Genomic DNA, 17,572 nt, shown 5'->3' with positions numbered 1-17,572 from the left:
CACAGGAACCATATCATGAAAAAAACGCTGACGCTGATCGCCGCCGCCACCCTGAGCGCCCTGAGCTTCGCCTCGTGGGCCGACACGCTGACCGTGGGCGCATCCAATACACCGCACGCGGAAATTCTGGAGCAGGCGAAGCCGATCCTGGCGAAGCAGGGTATCGATCTGGAGATCAAACCGTTCCAGGACTACATTCTGCCTAACACCGCGCTGGCGGGGCGCGACATCGATGCTAACTACTTCCAGCATATTCCCTATCTTAACAGCGTGCTGAAAGATCACGCGGGCGACAAGGATTACGATTTTGTCAGCGCGGGCGCGATCCACATTGAGCCAATCGGCATCTACTCGAAAAAATACAAATCGCTGAAGGATCTGCCGGAAGGCGGCAAAATTATCATGCGCGACGCGGTGTCTGAAGAGGGGCGCATCCTCTCCATCTTCGAGAAAGAGGGCGTGATCAAGCTGAAGCCGGGCATCGACAAAGTGACTGCGCGCATCAGCGATATCGTGGAGAACCCGAAAAAGCTGCAGTTTACGCCTAACGTAGAAGCTTCTCTGCTGCCGCAGATGTACAACAACGACGAAGGCGCGGCGGTGGTGATTAACGCCAACTACGCCATCGACGCTGGCCTTGATCCGGTTCACGACCCGATTGCAGTCGAGAGCGGTGAGAACAACCCGTACGCCAATATCATCACCGTGCATCGCGGTGACGAGAAGAAAAAAGATATCGTTGCGCTGGTGGACGTGCTGCACTCCAAAGAGATTCAGGACTGGATCCGCACCAAATATAAAGGCGCGGTGATCCCCGTTAATAACTGATGCGTTGATTAAACAGATGAAGCCCGGTGAACGTCTCGCCGGGCTTTTTTTGTATCCAGCCGATGAATCATTTAAGCTGGCCGTTTAGGGCAACGGAGTGATGACGATGGGCAATGTGACCAAAGACGAAGCGCTGTATCAGGAGATGTGCCGGGTGGTGGGGAAGGTCGTTCTTGAGATGCGCGATCTGGGCCAGGAGCCGAAGCATATTGTGATTGCCGGCGTGCTGCGTACCGCACTCGCGAACCAGCGCGTGAAACGCAGCGAACTGACCACCCAGGCGATGGAAACAGTGGTGAAAGCCCTGGCCGGCTGAGGTTTGTCCCGGCGTGGTTCCCGCACGCTCAACGGCACCGCGCGCAACCTGGCCCTGAACTGGGCTAAAACGCCCGTGTAAAGCACTTTGGCGCGGAAAAACGGGCGGTGAATCGCTCGGTGAATCAGGCGGCTTTTGTTACCAATAGGTCCTTTCATTTCATGGAGAAAATGATGAAACGGACCACGCTCACTACAGCCCTTTCTGCCCCCGCTTTACTGTTTGCCATGCACGCCGCTCATGCTGCCCCCCAGGCGCACGTGGAGTGCAGTTATTCCCACACGCTCGGCGACGATGCGATCATGATGTACGGCATGCCCAACCAGGCCATGCTGCACGACTTCTTTGGCAACAGGCATACCGACGCGGCCTCTACCCGTGAAACGCTGCGCCAGCACGAAGAGACAACCTGCGATAACAAAGCCGACAGCTCGGCCTACTGGGTGCCGTCGCTGCGCCTGCCGGACGGCACGGTGGTGAAACCGGCCTACCAAAAAACCTACTATCAGGCCTCACACGTCGATACCTGGCCGCTTTCACCTTTCCCGGCGGGGCTGTCGCTGCTGGCGGGAGACCACCACGGCGCGGCGCCCAACCCACACATCACGTTCCTTTGCGCGAACGGCAAAGGCTACAGCAACAAGGTGGGGGAAACGTGCGGCCTGCGTAAAGCGAAGGATGCGGTACAGTTTAATATTGGCATACAGTTTCCGAACTGCTGGGATGGCGTCAACCTGAAGCCGGTTCACGGTCTCGCGAATGCCACCTACGACATCAAAGGCGCCTGCCCGAGCGGGTTCCCGGTGAAGATCCCCACCGTCAATATGAACGTGGCCTGGGTACTCCCGACCATCACCTCCCTGGACACCACAAAAGTGCAATTGTCTATGGATCCGATCATGCACGGTAACGAGCGTGAGGAGCGCTGGGGCAGCCTGTACACGGCCCATGCCGACTTTATGAACGGCTGGACCGAAGAGGGGGCGCGTTTTATGACTGACCGGTGTATGAACCGGGGAATGGACTGCGGTACCACCGTGCCTTACGGCTATTCCATACCGAAAGCGAACGTCTGGCTTAGCAGTCAGGAGCCTGACGCGTCCCAGCCTGCGCCGCAGGTGCTACTGGTTCAGGATAACTGGCAGAACGGCGGGCGCACCCGCAACGCCGAAACCCTGTCGCTGGTGAAATTTAAAATCCCACCGCTGCCAGCAGGCCAGGACGCCTCGCAGTTCAAGTATCGCGTGCGGATCTTCGGCGGGAAGGTTGAGACCAACGGTGCCGATCAGATCTTCTTCTACCCGGCCAGCAACGACTGGGATCCGGCCACCGTGCGCTGGACCTCGCGCCCGGCGTGTAACTACCGGTCTGATGCCGTGCTCTATCTAAACCATTCGCGCGAGTATCGCATGGTCGATGTGGACAAAGCCGTACGCAAGGCGCTGGCCGAAGGCAAAACGGAAATTTCATGGTATATCGGGGGCGATCGGCAGGGGAATCACTATCAGTTCCAGCCGGCCTCGTCGGACGAGAGCATCATGTTAATGCTGAGCGGATTCAAGCATGTCCCTGAAAATTAAGGGATGAAACGATAATAAAAAAAGCACCGGGTCACCGGTGCTTTCTCATCAGATCTTGCAGGCGTCGCCGCAGTCATCGTCGGCGACAATCGCCTGGGCCTTTTTGTCCGCGTCATCAAGACGTTCCGCGTTACGCTCTTCTGCTTCATCCAGCCCGTTAAACACTAAGTTATCGAGATCAATTTCCATAGGACACCTGCCTGGTTCAGTTTTTGATACTGGCAGAGTATAGGGCAAAATGCGCCTGCAATGTACCGTGCAGCACATAAGAATAATCCCTGCCATACTCAGTGGTTTATCGCTGAGGAAACCTGATGATTACGCTCTGTAAAACCTGCGGCACCTCTTACGATCGCCAGCCTGACAGATGCCCGATTTGCGAAGATGAACGCCAGTACGTTCCGGCTACCGGGCAGGCATGGATGGATTTTGACAGCGTCACCGCAACGCACACCAACAAATGGCAGCAGCTGGAGCCGCAGTTGCTGGCCCTGAAAACCGTTCCGGCATTTGCCATCAGCCAGCGGGCATTCCTGTTGCGGACCGCCCACGGCAATATTCTCTGGGATTGCATCGCGAACCTTGATCCGGCTACCCGATCGCTGGTCACGGCGCTCGGCGGCATCAGCGCCATCGCGATCTCGCATCCTCATTACTACACGACGATGCAGGACTGGGCCGAGGCCTTTGATGCCCCGGTTTATCTCCATGCCAGCGACCGCGAATGGGTAATGCGCGACAGCCCGGCGCTCCACTTCTGGGAAGGCGACGCGCTGGAGATCGCGCCGTCGGTCACGCTTCTGCGCCTTGGCGGACACTTTGCCGGGGGCACGGTGCTGCACTGGCAGGACGGCGACGGGGTTTTACTGGCCGGAGACATTCTTCAGGTCACCCCAGGTCAAACCGCCGTCTCGTTTATGTGGAGCTACCCCAACATGCTTCCGCTGCCTGCTGCAACCGTAGCGCAGGTGACGGACCGGCTGATGGGCAAACGTTATCAGCGTCTTTATGGCGCGTTTGAAGGGCAGAACGTACTGGCGAAAGCGGATGAGATTGTGCAGCGGTCGGGCCAGAAATATATTGCTTGTCTGGACTAAAGCGCGGTGGTTAACTTTACGAGTGTGATCGCGATCATACCTAAACTAAAACAGATAAAAGAGAAATGGCTATGCAACATATCATTGAAGGTTTTCTCAGCTTTCAAAAAGAGATTTTCCCGCAACGTAAAGAGCTCTTCCGCAGTTTAGCGTCCAGTCAGAATCCCAAAGCGCTGTTCATCTCTTGCTCCGACAGCCGTCTGGTCCCGGAACTGGTTACGCAGCAAGAGCCGGGACAGCTTTTTGTCATTCGTAATGCTGGCAACATCGTGCCGCCGTTCGGGCCAGAGCCTGGCGGCGTGTCTGCCACGATTGAGTATGCAGTTGTGGCGCTGGGCGTAACCGACATCGTGATCTGCGGTCACTCCAACTGTGGTGCAATGAAGGCGATTGCCGATAACGCCAACCTGGAGCCAATGCCTGCCGTTTCGCACTGGCTGCGCTATTCCGATGCCGCTAAAGCGGTCGTCGAGAAGAAAAGCTGGGAGCGCCCGATCGATAAAGTGAACGCGATGGTGCAGGAAAACGTCTTTGCCCAGCTGAGCAACATCAAAACCCACCCGTCGGTGGCGGTCGGGCTGCGCAACAACGCCATTCGCCTGCACGGCTGGGTGTATGATATCGAGAGCGGCGATATTCGTGCCCTTGATAAAGACACCAAAACCTTCGTGTCATTGTCTGAAAACCCGAGCGTATTCTTCGAGTAATCAGCCATCAAAGGGCACGGAAGCCCTGTTAGTTCTCTACAAACTGCAATTTCTTGCGCGATCGCACTGCCGGTTGCGACACCGCTTTTGCCATCGCTTCACCCATCTCTGCGCTTTCTGCCAGCCCCTGAACAAAGGGATGGTCGTGCATGAGCCACGGTATCGCTCCAAACGCAATCCGCCCGCGTAGTGCCTCGGGCGCGCGCAGGGTATAGTCCTCTCCAACGTCCGGTATCTCATCCCCCGTTGCCAGCAGCTGTTTGCGCAGCGAAGGGAAGGGCAGATCCTTCGTTTTGAGGGGCTTTTGCCCGCGAGCATCAATGAACACGTCGAAGCGGTAGGTGGTCTCGCCGGTTCTGATGGCGGTTTGATCGCTCCCGATATCCAGGTCGTAATCCTCGCCAAGCGCCAGCACGCTGATGATCCCCGCTTCCCGAAGGGCCAGCAGCCTGCGAATCGACTGAGAGGGGATGGCTGCATAATTATCAATAAACACCCGCGCCAGCCCCCGCTTGAATCGTTCTGCGTCCCGGTCATCCAGATGATGCACCACTTCCTGAACCACCTCATGCAGCCGCAGGACGGTGTAGCGCCAGGCAACGGTGCGTTTATCGCGTTTGTTTCGCTCTACCTCGCGAAGGTTATCCTCCGCCCACGAGAAGGGATCGTGACGTTTGCGATCGGCGAACCAGGCATCAAAAACAGTATCGGGATCCAGCGTATTCAGGGCAATCGCCTCGCTCCACTGCGGGTCGGCCTGTTCAAGTTCCCTGACCATCAGGGCAAAAATCCGGTCGAGCAATCCCTCCGGGCCTTTTGCGATTTCGGCGTCGGCAGCCGCGTCGGTCAGGATCGACAGCGGTTCATAGGGGATAGGGCAGTAAAAATCCGCCTCGGGCAGAATGCCCGTGCGCGACATCAGCACAATTTTCAGATCCTGGCTTTTGTCGTCCAGCTCAAACCTGTCGTCAACAAAGCGTCCATGCTGGATCACCACCGCCATGGCCGCATCCAGCCCGCTGAGCGAGGTGCCCATAATCCCGACACGGCAGGGCGGAATTTTGGCGTCCATCAGGCCCGACCACGGGCTCGGGAAGAATGTTTTTGATGCTTCATCGTCTTCGGGCCAGACGTGGCCGGTGGCGATAACCGCGAGATCAAATTTATCGTCAAAGGGGGCGTCATTGACGCAGAGGGTCACGCCGTCTTCCCGGACATCAAGGTCGGTAACCGGGGCGGATTCATGCACCTGGACATCGAATCCGCGGCGCTGCGCTTCTTGCACAATGGCTAAAAAGCGGTCGCGAAAGTACTCGCCCAGCAGAATGCGCGGCAAAAACTGTCGTTCATGCAGCGTCGATTTATCCACGCCGTAGCGTGTGAGATGTGTCTGGCTTTGCGTCCTGAGCCAGTCCAGGTAGGTTATAAAGAGCGGCGGGATCTCGATACTGGCGATATTAGCCAACATCAGCCGCGAATTGTCCTCGTCGCTGTAGGGCATGCCCACACCAGCCTGGTCTGCTTTTTCAAACACGGTGACAGCGAGAGGGGTTTGACTCCTGAGAAGTGAATAAAAAGTGTAAATACCGGTAGGCCCCGCGCCTATAATCGCGATCTTCTTCATCGACATCCTTCCTGCGTTTTTTTGTTATAGGAAAAGCGTAGCAGGAGAAAGGGATAAAAATGAGAGAGACGTATTATTCCGAACAGCATGCGTGTCGATAGCCTTTGTAAAGCATTCCGGAAATGAGAGGGCGGGCAAGCAAAGGCGCACGCATTGCTCAAAAAACGATCTTTCCCGGGCGGATACTGAAATCAGAAAAGCATATGACCTTGAACAGCAAATTCAATGACTGGAGGGATATGCGATGAACCGACAAGAAATATACGCACTGAAGAATTTTGATTTTCTGGCACGCAGTTTTGCCCGTATGCACGCCCTGGGCCAGGAGATTGATGTTGCTGCCGTGACCGGCAATATGAGTGATGAACAACAAGCATGGTTCCGGGAGCGATACGAACTTTATCGAATGCAGGCCGAGCGGGCGAGGATAAAAGAACTGCGCTAACTTTGACGGCAACGGGCTTAACGGCCCGTTGTGCTTTTCAGGGTCTGATTGACTAAATATGGCCCTTCTCCGGCGCTGCAGATAACCCCGGCCACGTCTGTTTCACCCCGTTCGGCAACAGAGATTTCGTCTGCCAGACGCGGCGTTTTGTCATGACGTTCACTGCATAAACAGTCGACTGCTCGTAAAAAATGTTGAGTTCTGCGTCATCACCCGATTAGCGATTCTGATGGTATTCTCTGGCTCAGGCCAGGACTGTGTAGGCAGTTCTGGCCTGTTTTTTTTCATTATTATTTTAATAAGGAGCAAAGGCGAATGCCTGAAAAACGAAAGCATCTCACTCGCCATGAAGTGGGACAGATACTGCTTGCAGCGGACAGAGGTATCCATTTTGAGCGCGATTATTGCCTTATTCAGATGTGCTACTTACACGGCCTGCGGGTCAGCGAGCTGTGCGGAATGCGCCTGTCCGATCTCGATCTGGTTGGGCGTTCGGTCTATGTCCGGCGACTGAAAAACAGCCTCTCGACGCAGCATCCGCTGTTTGATGCCGAACTGCCTGCGCTTATGCGCTGGCTGGCGGTCCGTAACCGCTGGCGGGATGCAGATTCAGACTGGCTGTTCCTGTCGCAAAAGGGCGGCGCGCTGTCACGTCATCAGGTGAGATTGTTACTCAAACGTTATGGCGAACTGGCGGGTGTCAGTATTGCCGCCTATCCGCATATGCTAAGACACGGTTGCGGTTATGCGCTGGCAGATTTGGGGCGGGATACCCGATTGATACAGGATTATCTGGGGCACCGGAACATCCGGCATACGGTGATTTATACGGCGACGAATACACAAAGATTTATGAATGTCTGGGGGACGATGAGAGAAAACCCCACAATTAGTGCCAGAATGTAAAGTAGTATCAGAAAAATTTAGCGCAGTGTCAAAATTTTTCTGAGGCCCCTTTTGATAACGGACTATCTTGCTGATTTTAAACCAACATTACATGTAAAGCCTATGTTGCTTCCTCTGGTTACCGCTGGCAACGTGCTTGCGTTATTCACGTTGCCAGTTTTCACATGCTCACCGCCTTACGGTTTTATGCCGTGACAACAGTCAGAACGCCCGCCTGCTGATATTTTATTTCCCCTTTTCATCCTTCTCCATATTTTCTCCTGAACTCACCACTCTGGCACTAACGGGAAAGTCTTATGGTGATTTTTTCGCCGCCGGAGTGAAGCAGGGTCGAGACCTGCGTGATCGTTCACCAAGGAGAAATGTATGAAAAAAACGATGTTAAGCGCGTGTTTATTACTGGTGGCCGCAGGTGCGGTCGCTGCCGATGGCACCATCCACTTTACCGGCAGCATCACTGACCAGACCTGTACCGTGGACAGCGGTTCGCAAAATATGAACGTCGATTTGGGCAATGTGGCGCAAACCGTACTGAACGGTGCGGCCGGCATGAAAGCCTCCCCGACGCGCTTTACCCTTAGCCTGAGCGACTGCCCGGACACCGTTACCGGGGCGAACGTCAAGTTTGACGGGACGTCAGATGGCGTTAATCAAAACCTGCTGGCGCTGGACAGCGGTACCGGGATCGCGACCGGCGTCGGTATTGAAATCGCTGATAAAAACGGGACCGCCATTCCCCTGCACTCGGCATCAGCGGATTACACCCTCGCAGAGGGCACCAATTCCCTGGACTTCGTCGCCCGGTATGTTTCCACCGGCACCGCGGTGACCACCGGGACAGCCAACGGTACCTCGCAGTTCACCATTAATTACAAATAAGGCTGTGACGTCGCGGGGCGCATCCACTCCTACCCATGCGCCGCCGCATAACAGGGAACGTTTCGCAGGGATGCGTATTTTTTGTCCGGAGAATAAGAAGATGAACAGGTATGCAGACGTGATGCTGGCGCTGGTGCTCGCTTTCCTGAGCGTGCAGGCGCAGGCCGGGATTGTGATTGGCGGGACGCGCGTGATTTATGACGGGGATAAAAAAGAGACGGCCGCTTCGGTGCGTAACCCGGAGAAATCGGGCGTCTATCTGGTGCAAAGCTGGGTGGACAGCGGCGAGCAGGGCGGCAAAGCGCCGTTCATCGTCACCCCACCGCTGTTTCGCATCAATCCCGATGAAGAGAACATGCTGCGCATTGTGCGCACCGGGGGCAACCTGCCGCAGGACCGGGAGTCGGTGTTCTGGCTGAACGTGAAATCGATCCCCGCCACCGACGACAGCAGGCCGCGCACCAACGTGCTGCAGGTTGTGGTCAAGTCGCGCCTGAAGCTGTTTTTCCGACCGGCCGGGCTGGAAGGACAACCGGAGAGCGCGTATCACCAGCTGAGCGTCGCCCGCAGCGGCAATCATCTTACCGTCAGTAACCCCACGCCGTATTACGTCACGCTGTTCACCCTGAAGGTTGACGGGCAGGAGATCAAAGAGGCGGATATGGTGCCGCCCAAAGGCAGTGCCAGCTTCACGCTACCGTCCGCGCGCGCATCCCGCGTGACCTGGCAGGCCATCAGCGACTACGGCGGCATCAGCCAGACCGAAAGTCGTACGCTGTGAAGGAGGACGTGATGAACAACACGACGCCACGTCTGATGATTATCCTGCTGACGCTGCTTCAGGCACACTGTTTGCGCAGTGCCGAGGCCCGTGAGGTCTTCAACACCCACGCGCTGGAAATTGATAACCCCGGCCAGCCGGTCGCGGATTTGTCGGCCTTTGCCGAATCCGACGGTCAGCTTCCCGGCACCTACCGGGTGACGGTGTATGTGAACAGCGAAAAACAGGGAGAAGCGCAGGACATTGCCTTTGTCGCCGGGCCGGATAAAAAGCTCACCGCGCAGATAACGCCCGCCATGCTGAAAGCCTGGGGCGTGAAAACCGACGTCTTCCCCGCGCTGGCGGCGTTGCCGCTGGATAAGCCTCTGGACGACATTGGCCGCTTTATCCCGATGGCCGCCACCGACCTGCGCTTCAGCAAACTCCAGCTTAACGTCAGTATTCCGCAGGCGGCGATGAATGCCAGCGCGCGTGGCTGGGTGGACCCGTCCGAGTGGGACGAAGGCGTGCCCGCCGCGCTGCTGAACTACAACCTCAGCGGCAGCAACACCTGGCGCGACGGGGAAAACGGTTCGGACGATAACTACTACGCCAACCTGCAAAGCGGTATCAACCTCGGCGCGTGGCGGCTGCGCAACTATTCGACCTGGAACTACGACGAGGACAGCGGCAGCCACTGGGACTCGGTGAACACATACCTTCAGCGGGATATTCAGCGCCTGAAGGGACAGCTGACGCTCGGCGACAGCTACACGCCGTCGGATATCTTCGACAGCGTCCAGTTTCGTGGCGCGCAACTGGCCTCTGACGACAATATGCTGCCGGACAGCCTGCGCGGGTTCGCCCCGATTATCCGCGGCATCGCCCAGTCCAGTGCCCAGGTGACCATTAAGCAAAACGGCTACATCATCTACCAGAGCTACGTTGCCCCCGGCGCGTTCACCATCAGCGACCTCTACCCGACCTCCGGCAGCGGCAACCTGGAAGTGACCATCAAAGAGGCTGACGGCAGCGAGCGCACCTTCGTCCAGCCGTTCTCGGCGGTGCCGATCATGCAGCGTGAAGGCCGCCTGAAATATGCCCTCACCGCCGGGAAATACCGCAGCGGCAACGACGACAGCGATGAACCGGAGTTCGGCCAGGTCACGGCGATTTACGGCCTGCCGTATGCCATCACCCTTTATGGCGGCACACTCTATTCGCAGGACTATCAGTCCGGGGCGGCGGGACTGGGTTTTGGCCTCGGTGAACTCGGCTCGCTTTCCGCCGATATCACCGCCGCGCATACCACGCTGAATAACGACGACAGCCACAACGGCCAGTCGTACCGGGTGCAGTACTCGAAAGATTTTCAGACCACCGACACCAGCTTTACGCTGGCAGCCTACCGCTACTCCACCGCCGGGTTTTACACCTTCCAGGAGGCGAACGACCTGCGGGCAGACAGCGACGACGGCTGGCGGATGACGTACAACAAACGTCAGCGCCTTCAGCTTGACCTCAGCCAGAGTATCGGTAGCTACGGCTCGTTTTTTGTTTCCGGCTACCAGCAGGATTACTGGCAGGAGGACGGCTATGAACGCACTCTGAGCACTGGCTGGAACGGCAACATCGACGGCATCAGCTACAGCGTGACGTACAGCTACAGCGACTACCCGGAGAGCACTCAGCCCGCCGACCAGCAGCTGGCGTTCAACGTCCAGGTGCCACTCAGCCGCTTTATGCCGAATGCCTGGGTGAGCTACAGCGTCAACACCGCGAAACATGGCGACACCCGCCAGCAGGTGGGGCTGAACGGCACGGCGCTTGCCGATAACAACCTGAGCTACAGCCTCCAGCAGAGCTACACCAACCACGGCGTGGGCGGCTCCGGCAATATCAGCGCCGACTACAAAGGCGGACAGGGTGAAATCACCGGCGGCTACAACTACGACGACGACACGCAGCAGGTCAACTACGGCCTGAGAGGCGGCATTGTCGCCCATCCGCACGGCATCACGCTGTCCCAGCCGCTCGGCCAGTCGCTGGCGATTGTCAACGCGCCCGGCGCGGATGACACGAAGGTGCAGAACAATACCGGGGTCTATACCGACTGGCGCGGCTATGCGGTGGTGCCGTACGTCAACCCGTACAAGAAAAACCGTATCGCGCTGGATACCAGCACGCTCGGCGACGAGGTGGATATCGACACCGCCGTGCAGACGGTGACGCCAACGCAGGGCGCGGTGGTGATGGCCGACTTCAACACCCGCGTCGGGCGGCGCGTGCTGATGACGCTGTATTACCGCGGGCTGCCGGTGCCGTTTGGCGCACAGGCGAAGCTCAAAGAGGGCGGCAGCGGGATCGTGGGTGATGACGGCCAGGTGTACCTCACCGGCGTACCGCAGGAAGGCGAGATTGCGGTGAACTGGAACGGGGTACAGCAGTGCGCGGTGCATTACCGACTGCCGGAACAGGAAAACCAGCCACCGGTGATCACGGTGACCCAGGAATGCCAGGAGACAGTGAAATGACGGTATGGCGCATAATTATTCTGCTGGTGGGCATCGCTTTCTGCCAGACATCGTGGGCGTTTTGTACGGCTACAGGAAGTTTTTCAATCAGCCCCGGCACGGTGATTGTCCAGCGGGACGCGACGGTGGGGCAGCCCATCAGCGACTGGCTGATGTCCAACCAGGGCGTAGCCTATCAGGACTGTAATTATGATGGCACCCCGCAATACGCCATCGTTGCCGGTATCAAAAACACGGGCGCGAAAGCCAGCATCACCTGGAACGGTGAGGCGGTTTTCAAGACCAACGTGCCGGGCGTGGGGTATGTGTTTGAAGGTCGCAACTCCGTGGACAGTACACCGTTACCGGAGAGCTGGAGCGGTATTGCCAGCGGACAGTCGCAGGTGTTCACGCTCCAGATTAGCCACAGTACGGGTTACCATCCCTCGATCAACGATCAGGCGCGGGTCCGCCTGATTAAAACCGGTGACATTACCCCCGGTGCGCTGAGTGGTTCACCCGGGCGTTTTATTGCCGGTACCCGGGAGAACGGGCAGTGGTCAACGGAACTGCCGATCACCTTTTCCGGCGGGCAAATTGATACGATTGCCTGTGCAGTCACGACGCCCGATGTCAGCGTCGAGTTAGGCCAGCATAAAAAGGCTGAGTTCTCCGGACCGGGCTCAACCACCGGCTGGCAGACGTTCGTGATCAGACTGGACTGCGACAAAAGTGCCCGTATCAACGTCCAGATTGACGCCACTCAGGATCCGTCCAGTGCTGCGGGCGTGATAAAACTGGACAGCGCGCCGGGTGATATGGCCGCAACGGGGGTGGGCGTGCAGCTCTACTTTACACCGGATGACAGCGCGGTGCAGTTTGGTCAGAGCAGGTACTACTACACCTCGTCGTACGGAGGATCTGAGACGGTACAGCTTAAGGCGCGCTACTACCAGACCACGTCGGCGATAACGGCAGGCACGGCCAACGCCACGGCGACCTTTACGCTGACCTATAAATAGCGCAGGACCCGGTTTTGTGCACCATAATGAAAGAGGACGCGCCACGCGTCCTCTTTAGCATGCATACATCAGCAGATAACCGCCCAGGCCCACGTTATTGACGACAAACGTACCTTAATTTCTGCCCGTTTAAATGACTTCTTTCCTCATTCGGTCATTTTTATCCATTCAATCAACTTCCCGTCGCAGTGATTTCTCCTGAAATAATCGACGGCGGTCACAATATTGTACAGCACCGTTTACGCGATATTTTCGGGTTTTACACTGACATCGGAATTAAATGGTGATCGCTTTTAATTCTGAATGAAAATAAATGTAATGGAATGTTATTGGAGGAGTTATGAGTGAATGTGCTTTGTCTGCCAGTAAATCAGGGAACGAATTAAGTTATAAAACCATTCTAAGTTATATGTTAGGTGGGATTGCTGATAATTTTATTTTTGTTATGATCGTCACCTTTCTGATGATCTATTACACTGACAGCGTGGGAATTCCTGCGGCGACGGTGGCAACGATTTTCTTAGTTACCCGCATCTGGGATACCTTTTCCGATTTAGTCTGGGGATGGTTATTTGATAATACGCATACCCGGTTTGGTAAGTTTCGTCCGTGGCTATTGTTTGGCGGAATAGCCTGTGCGGTTTCGCTCATTGCGACATTTTCTGTGCCCAAAATGTCGATGACCGCAACCATTATCTGGGCCTATGTAACCTACTTTCTCTTGAGCATGTCCTACACCTCTTTTGATGTGCCGTACTGGGCTCTGGCGACAGTAATTACCCGCGATCCGGTAAGCCGTAATAAAGTTGTCCTGGCAACACGCGTAGGGGCGATGTGTGGCCAGTGGCTGGCCAGCCTGATTACACTGCCGCTACTGGCGCTGCTTGCCCATTCGTGGAGCGCGGTCGGCGTAGTTTATGGCGTTTTTTTTCTGATCTGCGCGTTAGTGAATTTTATTAATACAAAAGAAATCGTGGTGACGAAAAAGAAAGAATCTCATTCTTTTCGGCTCTATTTGGAGTTGCTGAAAAACAATCGACCGCTTATCATATTAATGTCTTTCTGGTTTATCTTTAATTTCGTTATTTCTGCCAGGGTAGGTTTTGGCCTGTATTATTTCAAATATATCTTCCATAGCGAATCTGCAATGGCGTCCTATCTGGGGATCTCTACCTTTTTGGCTCTGCTGGGGGCGCTCTCCTGTGCGTGGCTGATATCTCTGGCAGGAAAAGTGCGGGCCTGTATTGTATCGTCGCTACTCCTTGGGGTGGTTTGTTGCCTGCTGTTTTTCTCCTCGCATTTGAATTTATGGACGGCGGTTATCATGAACAGTCTGCCTGGTTATTTTCTTGGCGTGCTGGGTGTCATTTTGGGTGCGATGCTACCGGATACCGTCGCATGGTATGAATATAAAAACCACCAGCGAGTGGAGGGCATGGTTTTTTCGTTAAATCTGTTTCAGCTAAAACTCTCTGGTGCGATTGGCGGCGCCCTTACTGGCTATATTCTGGCCCTTATTCACTATGTGCCAAACGTCGGGCAAAGTGTGCAAACCATTCTGGGGATTAACATTAGTTTTACGATTGCACCGGGAATTTTACTGTTGGTCGCGCCTCTTATTTTGCGCGTATATCCTCTGACGGAACAGAGAAATAAAGACGTGGCGCATGAACTGGCGCTACGTGATAGTCAAAACGTTGGGCAGGAGGCGAACTGATGCGTTACCAAAATGAAAAAACGAAAGAAATACGTTTTCCTCTGGGTGGGATTGGCTGCGGAAATATCAGCCTTGCCGGCAATGGACGCCTGACCGACTGGGAAATATACAATCACCCGGACAAGGGACGCCACAACGGGTATACGCACTTTGCCATTAAAGCCGAGCGTGCCGGTGAACTGGTGGATGCAAGGGTGCTGCACGGCGATTACCAGGAGTCCCTTTCTGGCAGCTACAACGTGCGCGAGCGACTGCGCAAGCAGCACACCGGTTATGGCACAGGTCCGGCGGTAGAGGCCCTTGCGGGAATGCCTCATTTTTCGCGAACGGTATTTGAGGGTGAATTTCCCTGCGCCACCCTGCAATTTAGCGATCCGCATTTTCCGGCGGATGTTCAGTTACTGGCATTCAACCCATTTATCCCAGGCAATGAGGATGATTCGTCATTACCCGTCGCCTGGTTTGAGTGGGACGTTATCAATACGGCCGATGAGGCGTTGGATTTTACGCTTTGTTGTTCGTTGCATAATGATTTAGCCGATGCCGACACGGTAAACCGCTACTGCACCGGGCGACATTATCCCACTCTACAATTTGGTCAACAGCGTGTTGACCCCAGCCACCCATGCTTTGGCGAAATGGCGCTATCAACGGATGCCACGGACGTCAGCTGGCAGGAAAACTGGTATCGCGGAAGCTGGTTCGACAGCGTAAGCGTCTTCTGGCATGACTTTTGTCGCGCGCCGCGGCTGGAAAACCGGCGCTACGATCGGCCAGCTGCTTTTCAGGATACCTCTTCACTGGCCGCTCATTTTCATCTGGCAGCGGGGGAACGCCGACGGGTGCGCTTTTTGCTGAGCTGGTATATGCCCATTAGCTACAACTACTGGCGCCGTTGGTATGATAAAGCGACCCACGAGCTCCTGCGATATGAGGACTGGCAGGGGCAGCCGGGATGGCGCAATTATTATGCGGTGAAATTTGCCAGCGCCAGCCATGTCCTGGATTATGTTGAGCACAATGCCGGGCGCTTAAAAGCACAGACGCTGGCTTTTCAGCAGGCGTTGCATCACTCAACGCTGCCTGCGGTAGTCAAAGAAGCGGTATCGGCGAATCTGGCGGTGCTTCATGCTCCCACCTGCCTGCGTCTGGAAGATGGCAGCTTTTACGGCTGGGAAGGTACGCTGGACGATCTGGGCTGCTGCGAAGGCTCCTGTATTCACGTATGGAACTATGCGCTGGCGCTACCGTGGCTGTTCCCACGTTTGTCGCGCAGCATGCGGGATCTCAATCAGCAATATAACCTGCGCGAATCGGGCAGCCTGCGCTTTCGTCTCGCGCTGCCGTTGGGAAGTGCGCCTTTCGATTTTCGCGCGTGCGTTGACGGTCAATTTGGCGAAGTGATCAATATCTATCGTGACTGGCTACTGTGAGGTGACAAAAACTGGCTGTGGCAAAAATGGCCCGCCGTTTGCGCCATGATTAGGTTTGCGTGGGACGAGAACAATGAAGATCGGTGGGACCCTCTTCGCCAGGGGCTGATTACCGGCAGGCAGCATCATACTCTGGACATGGAGTTGTTCGGCCCCAATCCCTGGCTGAGCGGTTTATATCTGGCGGCGCTGGCGGCTGGGGTACAAATAGCAACAGTACTGGGGCAGGATAAAGACGCGGCGCTGTGGCAAAGCGTGCTGGATAATGGCCGAAGCCAGCTATCGACACTCTTCAATGGCGAATATTATCAGCAGCGGATTGATTTAACCGACCGGGAAATACTGGCCTCTTACTGGCAGCCTGCGGAGATCACGTGGAATAACGATCATGGTGATGTTTATGATTTTTACTGGGACAACGAGAGCCAACAGCTGAAATATCAGCTGGGTGACGGATGCCATATCGATCAGTTGATGGGGCAGTGGCTGGCCGAGCTTTGTTTGCTGGACGATATTTTTCCGCCGCAGGAGGTTGGGAGCGCGCTACGGGCGATTGAAAAATATAACTTCCGCCGGATGCGCGACCACGTTAACCCGTGCCGGATCTTCGCCCTTAATGATGAGCAGGGCGTAGCGATCTGCGCCTGGCCGACAGAGGCGCCGCGTATTCCTGTTCCCTATGCCCAGGAGACGATGACCGGCTTCGAATATCAGACGGCCGCGCATATGATAGCCCAGGGGCGCGTGCAGGCCGGTCTGGATATCGTCTGCTCGATCCGCACCCGTTATGACGGGTATAAGCGTAATCCCTGGAATGAATTCGAGTGTGGCAGTCACTATGCCCGCTCGCTTTCCAGCTTTGGGTTACTGCTGGCATGGAGTGGTTTGCGTTATTCTGCGCCGCAGCGATTGTTGGCGCTTAACCCGGTCGAGCCCGGCGAACAGCAGCTATTCTGGACGACTGGGAGTGCCTGGGGAACGGCGGATCTGTGCGCGCAGGACGTGACGCTGAGAGTCTTATATGGCGAACTTGCGCTTCAGCAGTTGAAGGTCCCCGTTGCCCGGCCCCCCGTATCCTGCGCGCTTAACTCGCTGGTGTTATCCCACCGGTATAGTGATGTGGACGGCATTACGCTGGATGCCATCGCGATGCTGGCGGAAGGGGATGTTCTGCATATTTTGTGCTGACGCCAGAATTGTGTGCCAATGCGGCGGTAACGCCGCATTCATTGCATTTACCCTGATGTTCTGGTTAATGGCCTGACCGTTACCCTCATTCAACCTGCAAGACTCTGAATAGACTTAAAAGGGCTGGCTGCCCCTGAACATGTCTGGGCTGATATGGGAAACGCAAGGAAAAATACGTTAATCCGACGCAACAGTTTACGTTGAAGATATTGCAGGATTTCAGGTTAAAAATTTGAGAACTACAGAGGGATAATAGAATGGTGCGTCTGAATGGACTCGAACCATCGACCCCCACCATGTCAAGGTGGTGCTCTAACCAACTGAGCTACAGACGCAGAATGGTGCGTTCAATTGGACTCGAACCAACGACCCCCACCATGTCAAGGTGGTGCTCTAACCAACTGAGCTATGAACGCAACGTGTTGTCGGTGACAACGGGGACGAATATTAGCGGCACAGCCCCAAGGTGGCAAGAGGGAAAATGCATTTTTCTCTCTGATTTCACGCGATTGCTTCATTACCGCGCAAAGTGAGGAGAAAGTAGCCGCCGGCGGGCG

Annotated in this window: 16 protein-coding genes and 2 tRNA genes; 14 read left to right on the top strand and 4 right to left on the bottom strand. The window is 55.7% G+C overall.

Features of this window, described 5'->3' with window-relative positions:
- Window positions 1-15 precede the first annotated feature (15 nt).
- The 3 genes from I6L58_RS03015 (at window position 16) to I6L58_RS03005 (ending at window position 2,724) form a co-directional block, all read left to right on the top strand.
- Window positions 16-828 (top strand): MetQ/NlpA family ABC transporter substrate-binding protein, encoded by an 813-nt coding sequence (locus tag I6L58_RS03015; RefSeq protein ID WP_006174916.1) that lies wholly within the window; start codon window positions 16-18, stop codon window positions 826-828.
- 106 nt (window positions 829-934) lie between these two features.
- Complete coding sequence (gene fumD, locus I6L58_RS03010; RefSeq protein WP_014831602.1) at window positions 935-1,144, top strand: fumarate hydratase FumD; 210 nt, start codon at window positions 935-937, stop codon at window positions 1,142-1,144.
- Window positions 1,145-1,317: 173 nt separating this feature from the next.
- A complete protein-coding gene (locus I6L58_RS03005; protein WP_088207901.1) occupies window positions 1,318-2,724 on the top strand; it encodes a DUF1996 domain-containing protein in 1,407 nt (468 codons plus the stop codon).
- 48 nt (window positions 2,725-2,772) lie between these two features.
- On the opposite strand, the gene I6L58_RS03000 is transcribed toward I6L58_RS03005, so the two are convergent.
- Window positions 2,773-2,913 (bottom strand): hypothetical protein, encoded by a 141-nt coding sequence (locus I6L58_RS03000; RefSeq protein ID WP_003857665.1) that lies wholly within the window; start codon window positions 2,911-2,913, stop codon window positions 2,773-2,775.
- Between the two features lie 125 nt (window positions 2,914-3,038).
- Between I6L58_RS03000 and I6L58_RS02995 the strand changes: the two genes are divergently transcribed.
- Both I6L58_RS02995 and I6L58_RS02990 read left to right on the top strand, forming a co-directional pair.
- A complete protein-coding gene (locus I6L58_RS02995; RefSeq protein ID WP_088207429.1) occupies window positions 3,039-3,821 on the top strand; it encodes an MBL fold metallo-hydrolase in 783 nt (260 codons plus the stop codon).
- A 71-nt stretch (window positions 3,822-3,892) separates the two neighbouring features.
- A complete protein-coding gene (locus I6L58_RS02990) occupies window positions 3,893-4,528 on the top strand; it encodes a carbonic anhydrase (RefSeq protein ID WP_088207428.1) in 636 nt (211 codons plus the stop codon).
- A 28-nt stretch (window positions 4,529-4,556) separates the two neighbouring features.
- Here I6L58_RS02990 and I6L58_RS02985 read toward each other — a convergent pair whose 3' ends face one another.
- On the bottom strand, window positions 4,557-6,152 hold the full coding sequence (locus tag I6L58_RS02985) for an FAD-NAD(P)-binding protein (RefSeq protein WP_088207427.1): 1,596 nt from the start codon (window positions 6,150-6,152) through the stop codon (window positions 4,557-4,559).
- Window positions 6,153-6,396: 244 nt separating this feature from the next.
- Here I6L58_RS02985 and glgS point away from each other — a divergent pair, with 244 nt between their 5' ends.
- From glgS to I6L58_RS02940, 9 genes are all read left to right on the top strand, one after another.
- Window positions 6,397-6,597, top strand: a complete 201-nt coding sequence (glgS, locus tag I6L58_RS02980; protein ID WP_088207426.1) for a cell surface composition regulator GlgS — start codon at window positions 6,397-6,399, stop codon at window positions 6,595-6,597.
- 315 nt (window positions 6,598-6,912) lie between these two features.
- On the top strand, window positions 6,913-7,503 hold the full coding sequence (locus I6L58_RS02975; protein WP_088207425.1) for a tyrosine-type DNA invertase: 591 nt from the start codon (window positions 6,913-6,915) through the stop codon (window positions 7,501-7,503).
- Window positions 7,504-7,869: 366 nt separating this feature from the next.
- A complete protein-coding gene (locus I6L58_RS02970) occupies window positions 7,870-8,382 on the top strand; it encodes a fimbrial protein (RefSeq protein WP_088207424.1) in 513 nt (170 codons plus the stop codon).
- 100 nt (window positions 8,383-8,482) lie between these two features.
- Window positions 8,483-9,163: a fimbrial biogenesis chaperone gene (locus tag I6L58_RS02965; RefSeq protein WP_088207423.1), complete on the top strand. Its 681-nt coding sequence runs from the start codon at window positions 8,483-8,485 to the stop codon at window positions 9,161-9,163.
- 11 nt (window positions 9,164-9,174) lie between these two features.
- Window positions 9,175-11,676, top strand: coding sequence for a fimbria/pilus outer membrane usher protein (locus I6L58_RS02960; protein WP_088207422.1), 2,502 nt, complete (start codon window positions 9,175-9,177; stop codon window positions 11,674-11,676).
- Window positions 11,673-12,677 (top strand): fimbrial protein, encoded by a 1,005-nt coding sequence (locus tag I6L58_RS02955; protein WP_176399405.1) that lies wholly within the window; start codon window positions 11,673-11,675, stop codon window positions 12,675-12,677. Before I6L58_RS02960 ends, I6L58_RS02955 begins: the two co-directional genes overlap by 4 nt.
- 340 nt (window positions 12,678-13,017) lie before the next feature.
- Window positions 13,018-14,394: an MFS transporter gene (locus I6L58_RS02950; protein ID WP_088207420.1), complete on the top strand. Its 1,377-nt coding sequence runs from the start codon at window positions 13,018-13,020 to the stop codon at window positions 14,392-14,394.
- Entirely contained in the window at window positions 14,394-15,827 is a 1,434-nt protein-coding gene (locus tag I6L58_RS02945) for a GH116 family glycosyl-hydrolase (protein ID WP_088207419.1), read from the top strand. Before I6L58_RS02950 ends, I6L58_RS02945 begins: the two co-directional genes overlap by 1 nt.
- A gap of 45 nt (window positions 15,828-15,872) precedes the next feature.
- The gene (locus tag I6L58_RS02940; protein WP_088207418.1) at window positions 15,873-17,015 is read left to right on the top strand and encodes a GH116 family glycosyl hydrolase; all 1,143 of its coding nucleotides are present in this window, start codon (window positions 15,873-15,875) and stop codon (window positions 17,013-17,015) included.
- Between the two features lie 258 nt (window positions 17,016-17,273).
- Here I6L58_RS02940 and I6L58_RS02935 read toward each other — a convergent pair.
- Together I6L58_RS02935 and I6L58_RS02930 are read right to left on the bottom strand one after the other, a co-directional pair.
- Window positions 17,274-17,350 (bottom strand) — tRNA-Val (locus I6L58_RS02935).
- Between the two features lie 4 nt (window positions 17,351-17,354).
- Window positions 17,355-17,431: transfer RNA gene (locus tag I6L58_RS02930), tRNA-Val, on the bottom strand.
- Window positions 17,432-17,572: the final 141 nt, after the last annotated feature.

This window comes from Enterobacter cancerogenus, from assembly GCF_019047785.1.
Classification (GTDB): Bacteria; Pseudomonadota; Gammaproteobacteria; order Enterobacterales; family Enterobacteriaceae; genus Enterobacter; species Enterobacter cancerogenus.
This window is presented reverse-complemented; position numbering and strand designations above follow the sequence as displayed.

Excerpts from the sequence above, each read along its gene's own strand:
- I6L58_RS03015 (WP_006174916.1), top strand. The coding sequence starts at position 16 with ATGAAAAAAACGCTGACGCTGATCGCCGCCGCCACCCTGAGCGCCCTG.
- fumD (WP_014831602.1), top strand. The coding sequence starts at position 935 with ATGGGCAATGTGACCAAAGACGAAGCGCTGTATCAGGAGATGTGCCGG.
- I6L58_RS03005 (WP_088207901.1), top strand. The coding sequence starts at position 1,318 with ATGAAACGGACCACGCTCACTACAGCCCTTTCTGCCCCCGCTTTACTG.
- I6L58_RS03000 (WP_003857665.1), bottom strand. The coding sequence starts at position 2,913 with ATGGAAATTGATCTCGATAACTTAGTGTTTAACGGGCTGGATGAAGCA.
- I6L58_RS02995 (WP_088207429.1), top strand. The coding sequence starts at position 3,039 with ATGATTACGCTCTGTAAAACCTGCGGCACCTCTTACGATCGCCAGCCT.
- I6L58_RS02990 (WP_088207428.1), top strand. The coding sequence starts at position 3,893 with ATGCAACATATCATTGAAGGTTTTCTCAGCTTTCAAAAAGAGATTTTC.
- I6L58_RS02985 (WP_088207427.1), bottom strand. The coding sequence starts at position 6,152 with ATGAAGAAGATCGCGATTATAGGCGCGGGGCCTACCGGTATTTACACT.
- glgS (WP_088207426.1), top strand. The coding sequence starts at position 6,397 with ATGAACCGACAAGAAATATACGCACTGAAGAATTTTGATTTTCTGGCA.
- I6L58_RS02975 (WP_088207425.1), top strand. The coding sequence starts at position 6,913 with ATGCCTGAAAAACGAAAGCATCTCACTCGCCATGAAGTGGGACAGATA.
- I6L58_RS02970 (WP_088207424.1), top strand. The coding sequence starts at position 7,870 with ATGAAAAAAACGATGTTAAGCGCGTGTTTATTACTGGTGGCCGCAGGT.
- I6L58_RS02965 (WP_088207423.1), top strand. The coding sequence starts at position 8,483 with ATGAACAGGTATGCAGACGTGATGCTGGCGCTGGTGCTCGCTTTCCTG.
- I6L58_RS02960 (WP_088207422.1), top strand. The coding sequence starts at position 9,175 with ATGAACAACACGACGCCACGTCTGATGATTATCCTGCTGACGCTGCTT.
- I6L58_RS02955 (WP_176399405.1), top strand. The coding sequence starts at position 11,673 with ATGACGGTATGGCGCATAATTATTCTGCTGGTGGGCATCGCTTTCTGC.
- I6L58_RS02950 (WP_088207420.1), top strand. The coding sequence starts at position 13,018 with ATGAGTGAATGTGCTTTGTCTGCCAGTAAATCAGGGAACGAATTAAGT.
- I6L58_RS02945 (WP_088207419.1), top strand. The coding sequence starts at position 14,394 with ATGCGTTACCAAAATGAAAAAACGAAAGAAATACGTTTTCCTCTGGGT.
- I6L58_RS02940 (WP_088207418.1), top strand. The coding sequence starts at position 15,873 with ATGATTAGGTTTGCGTGGGACGAGAACAATGAAGATCGGTGGGACCCT.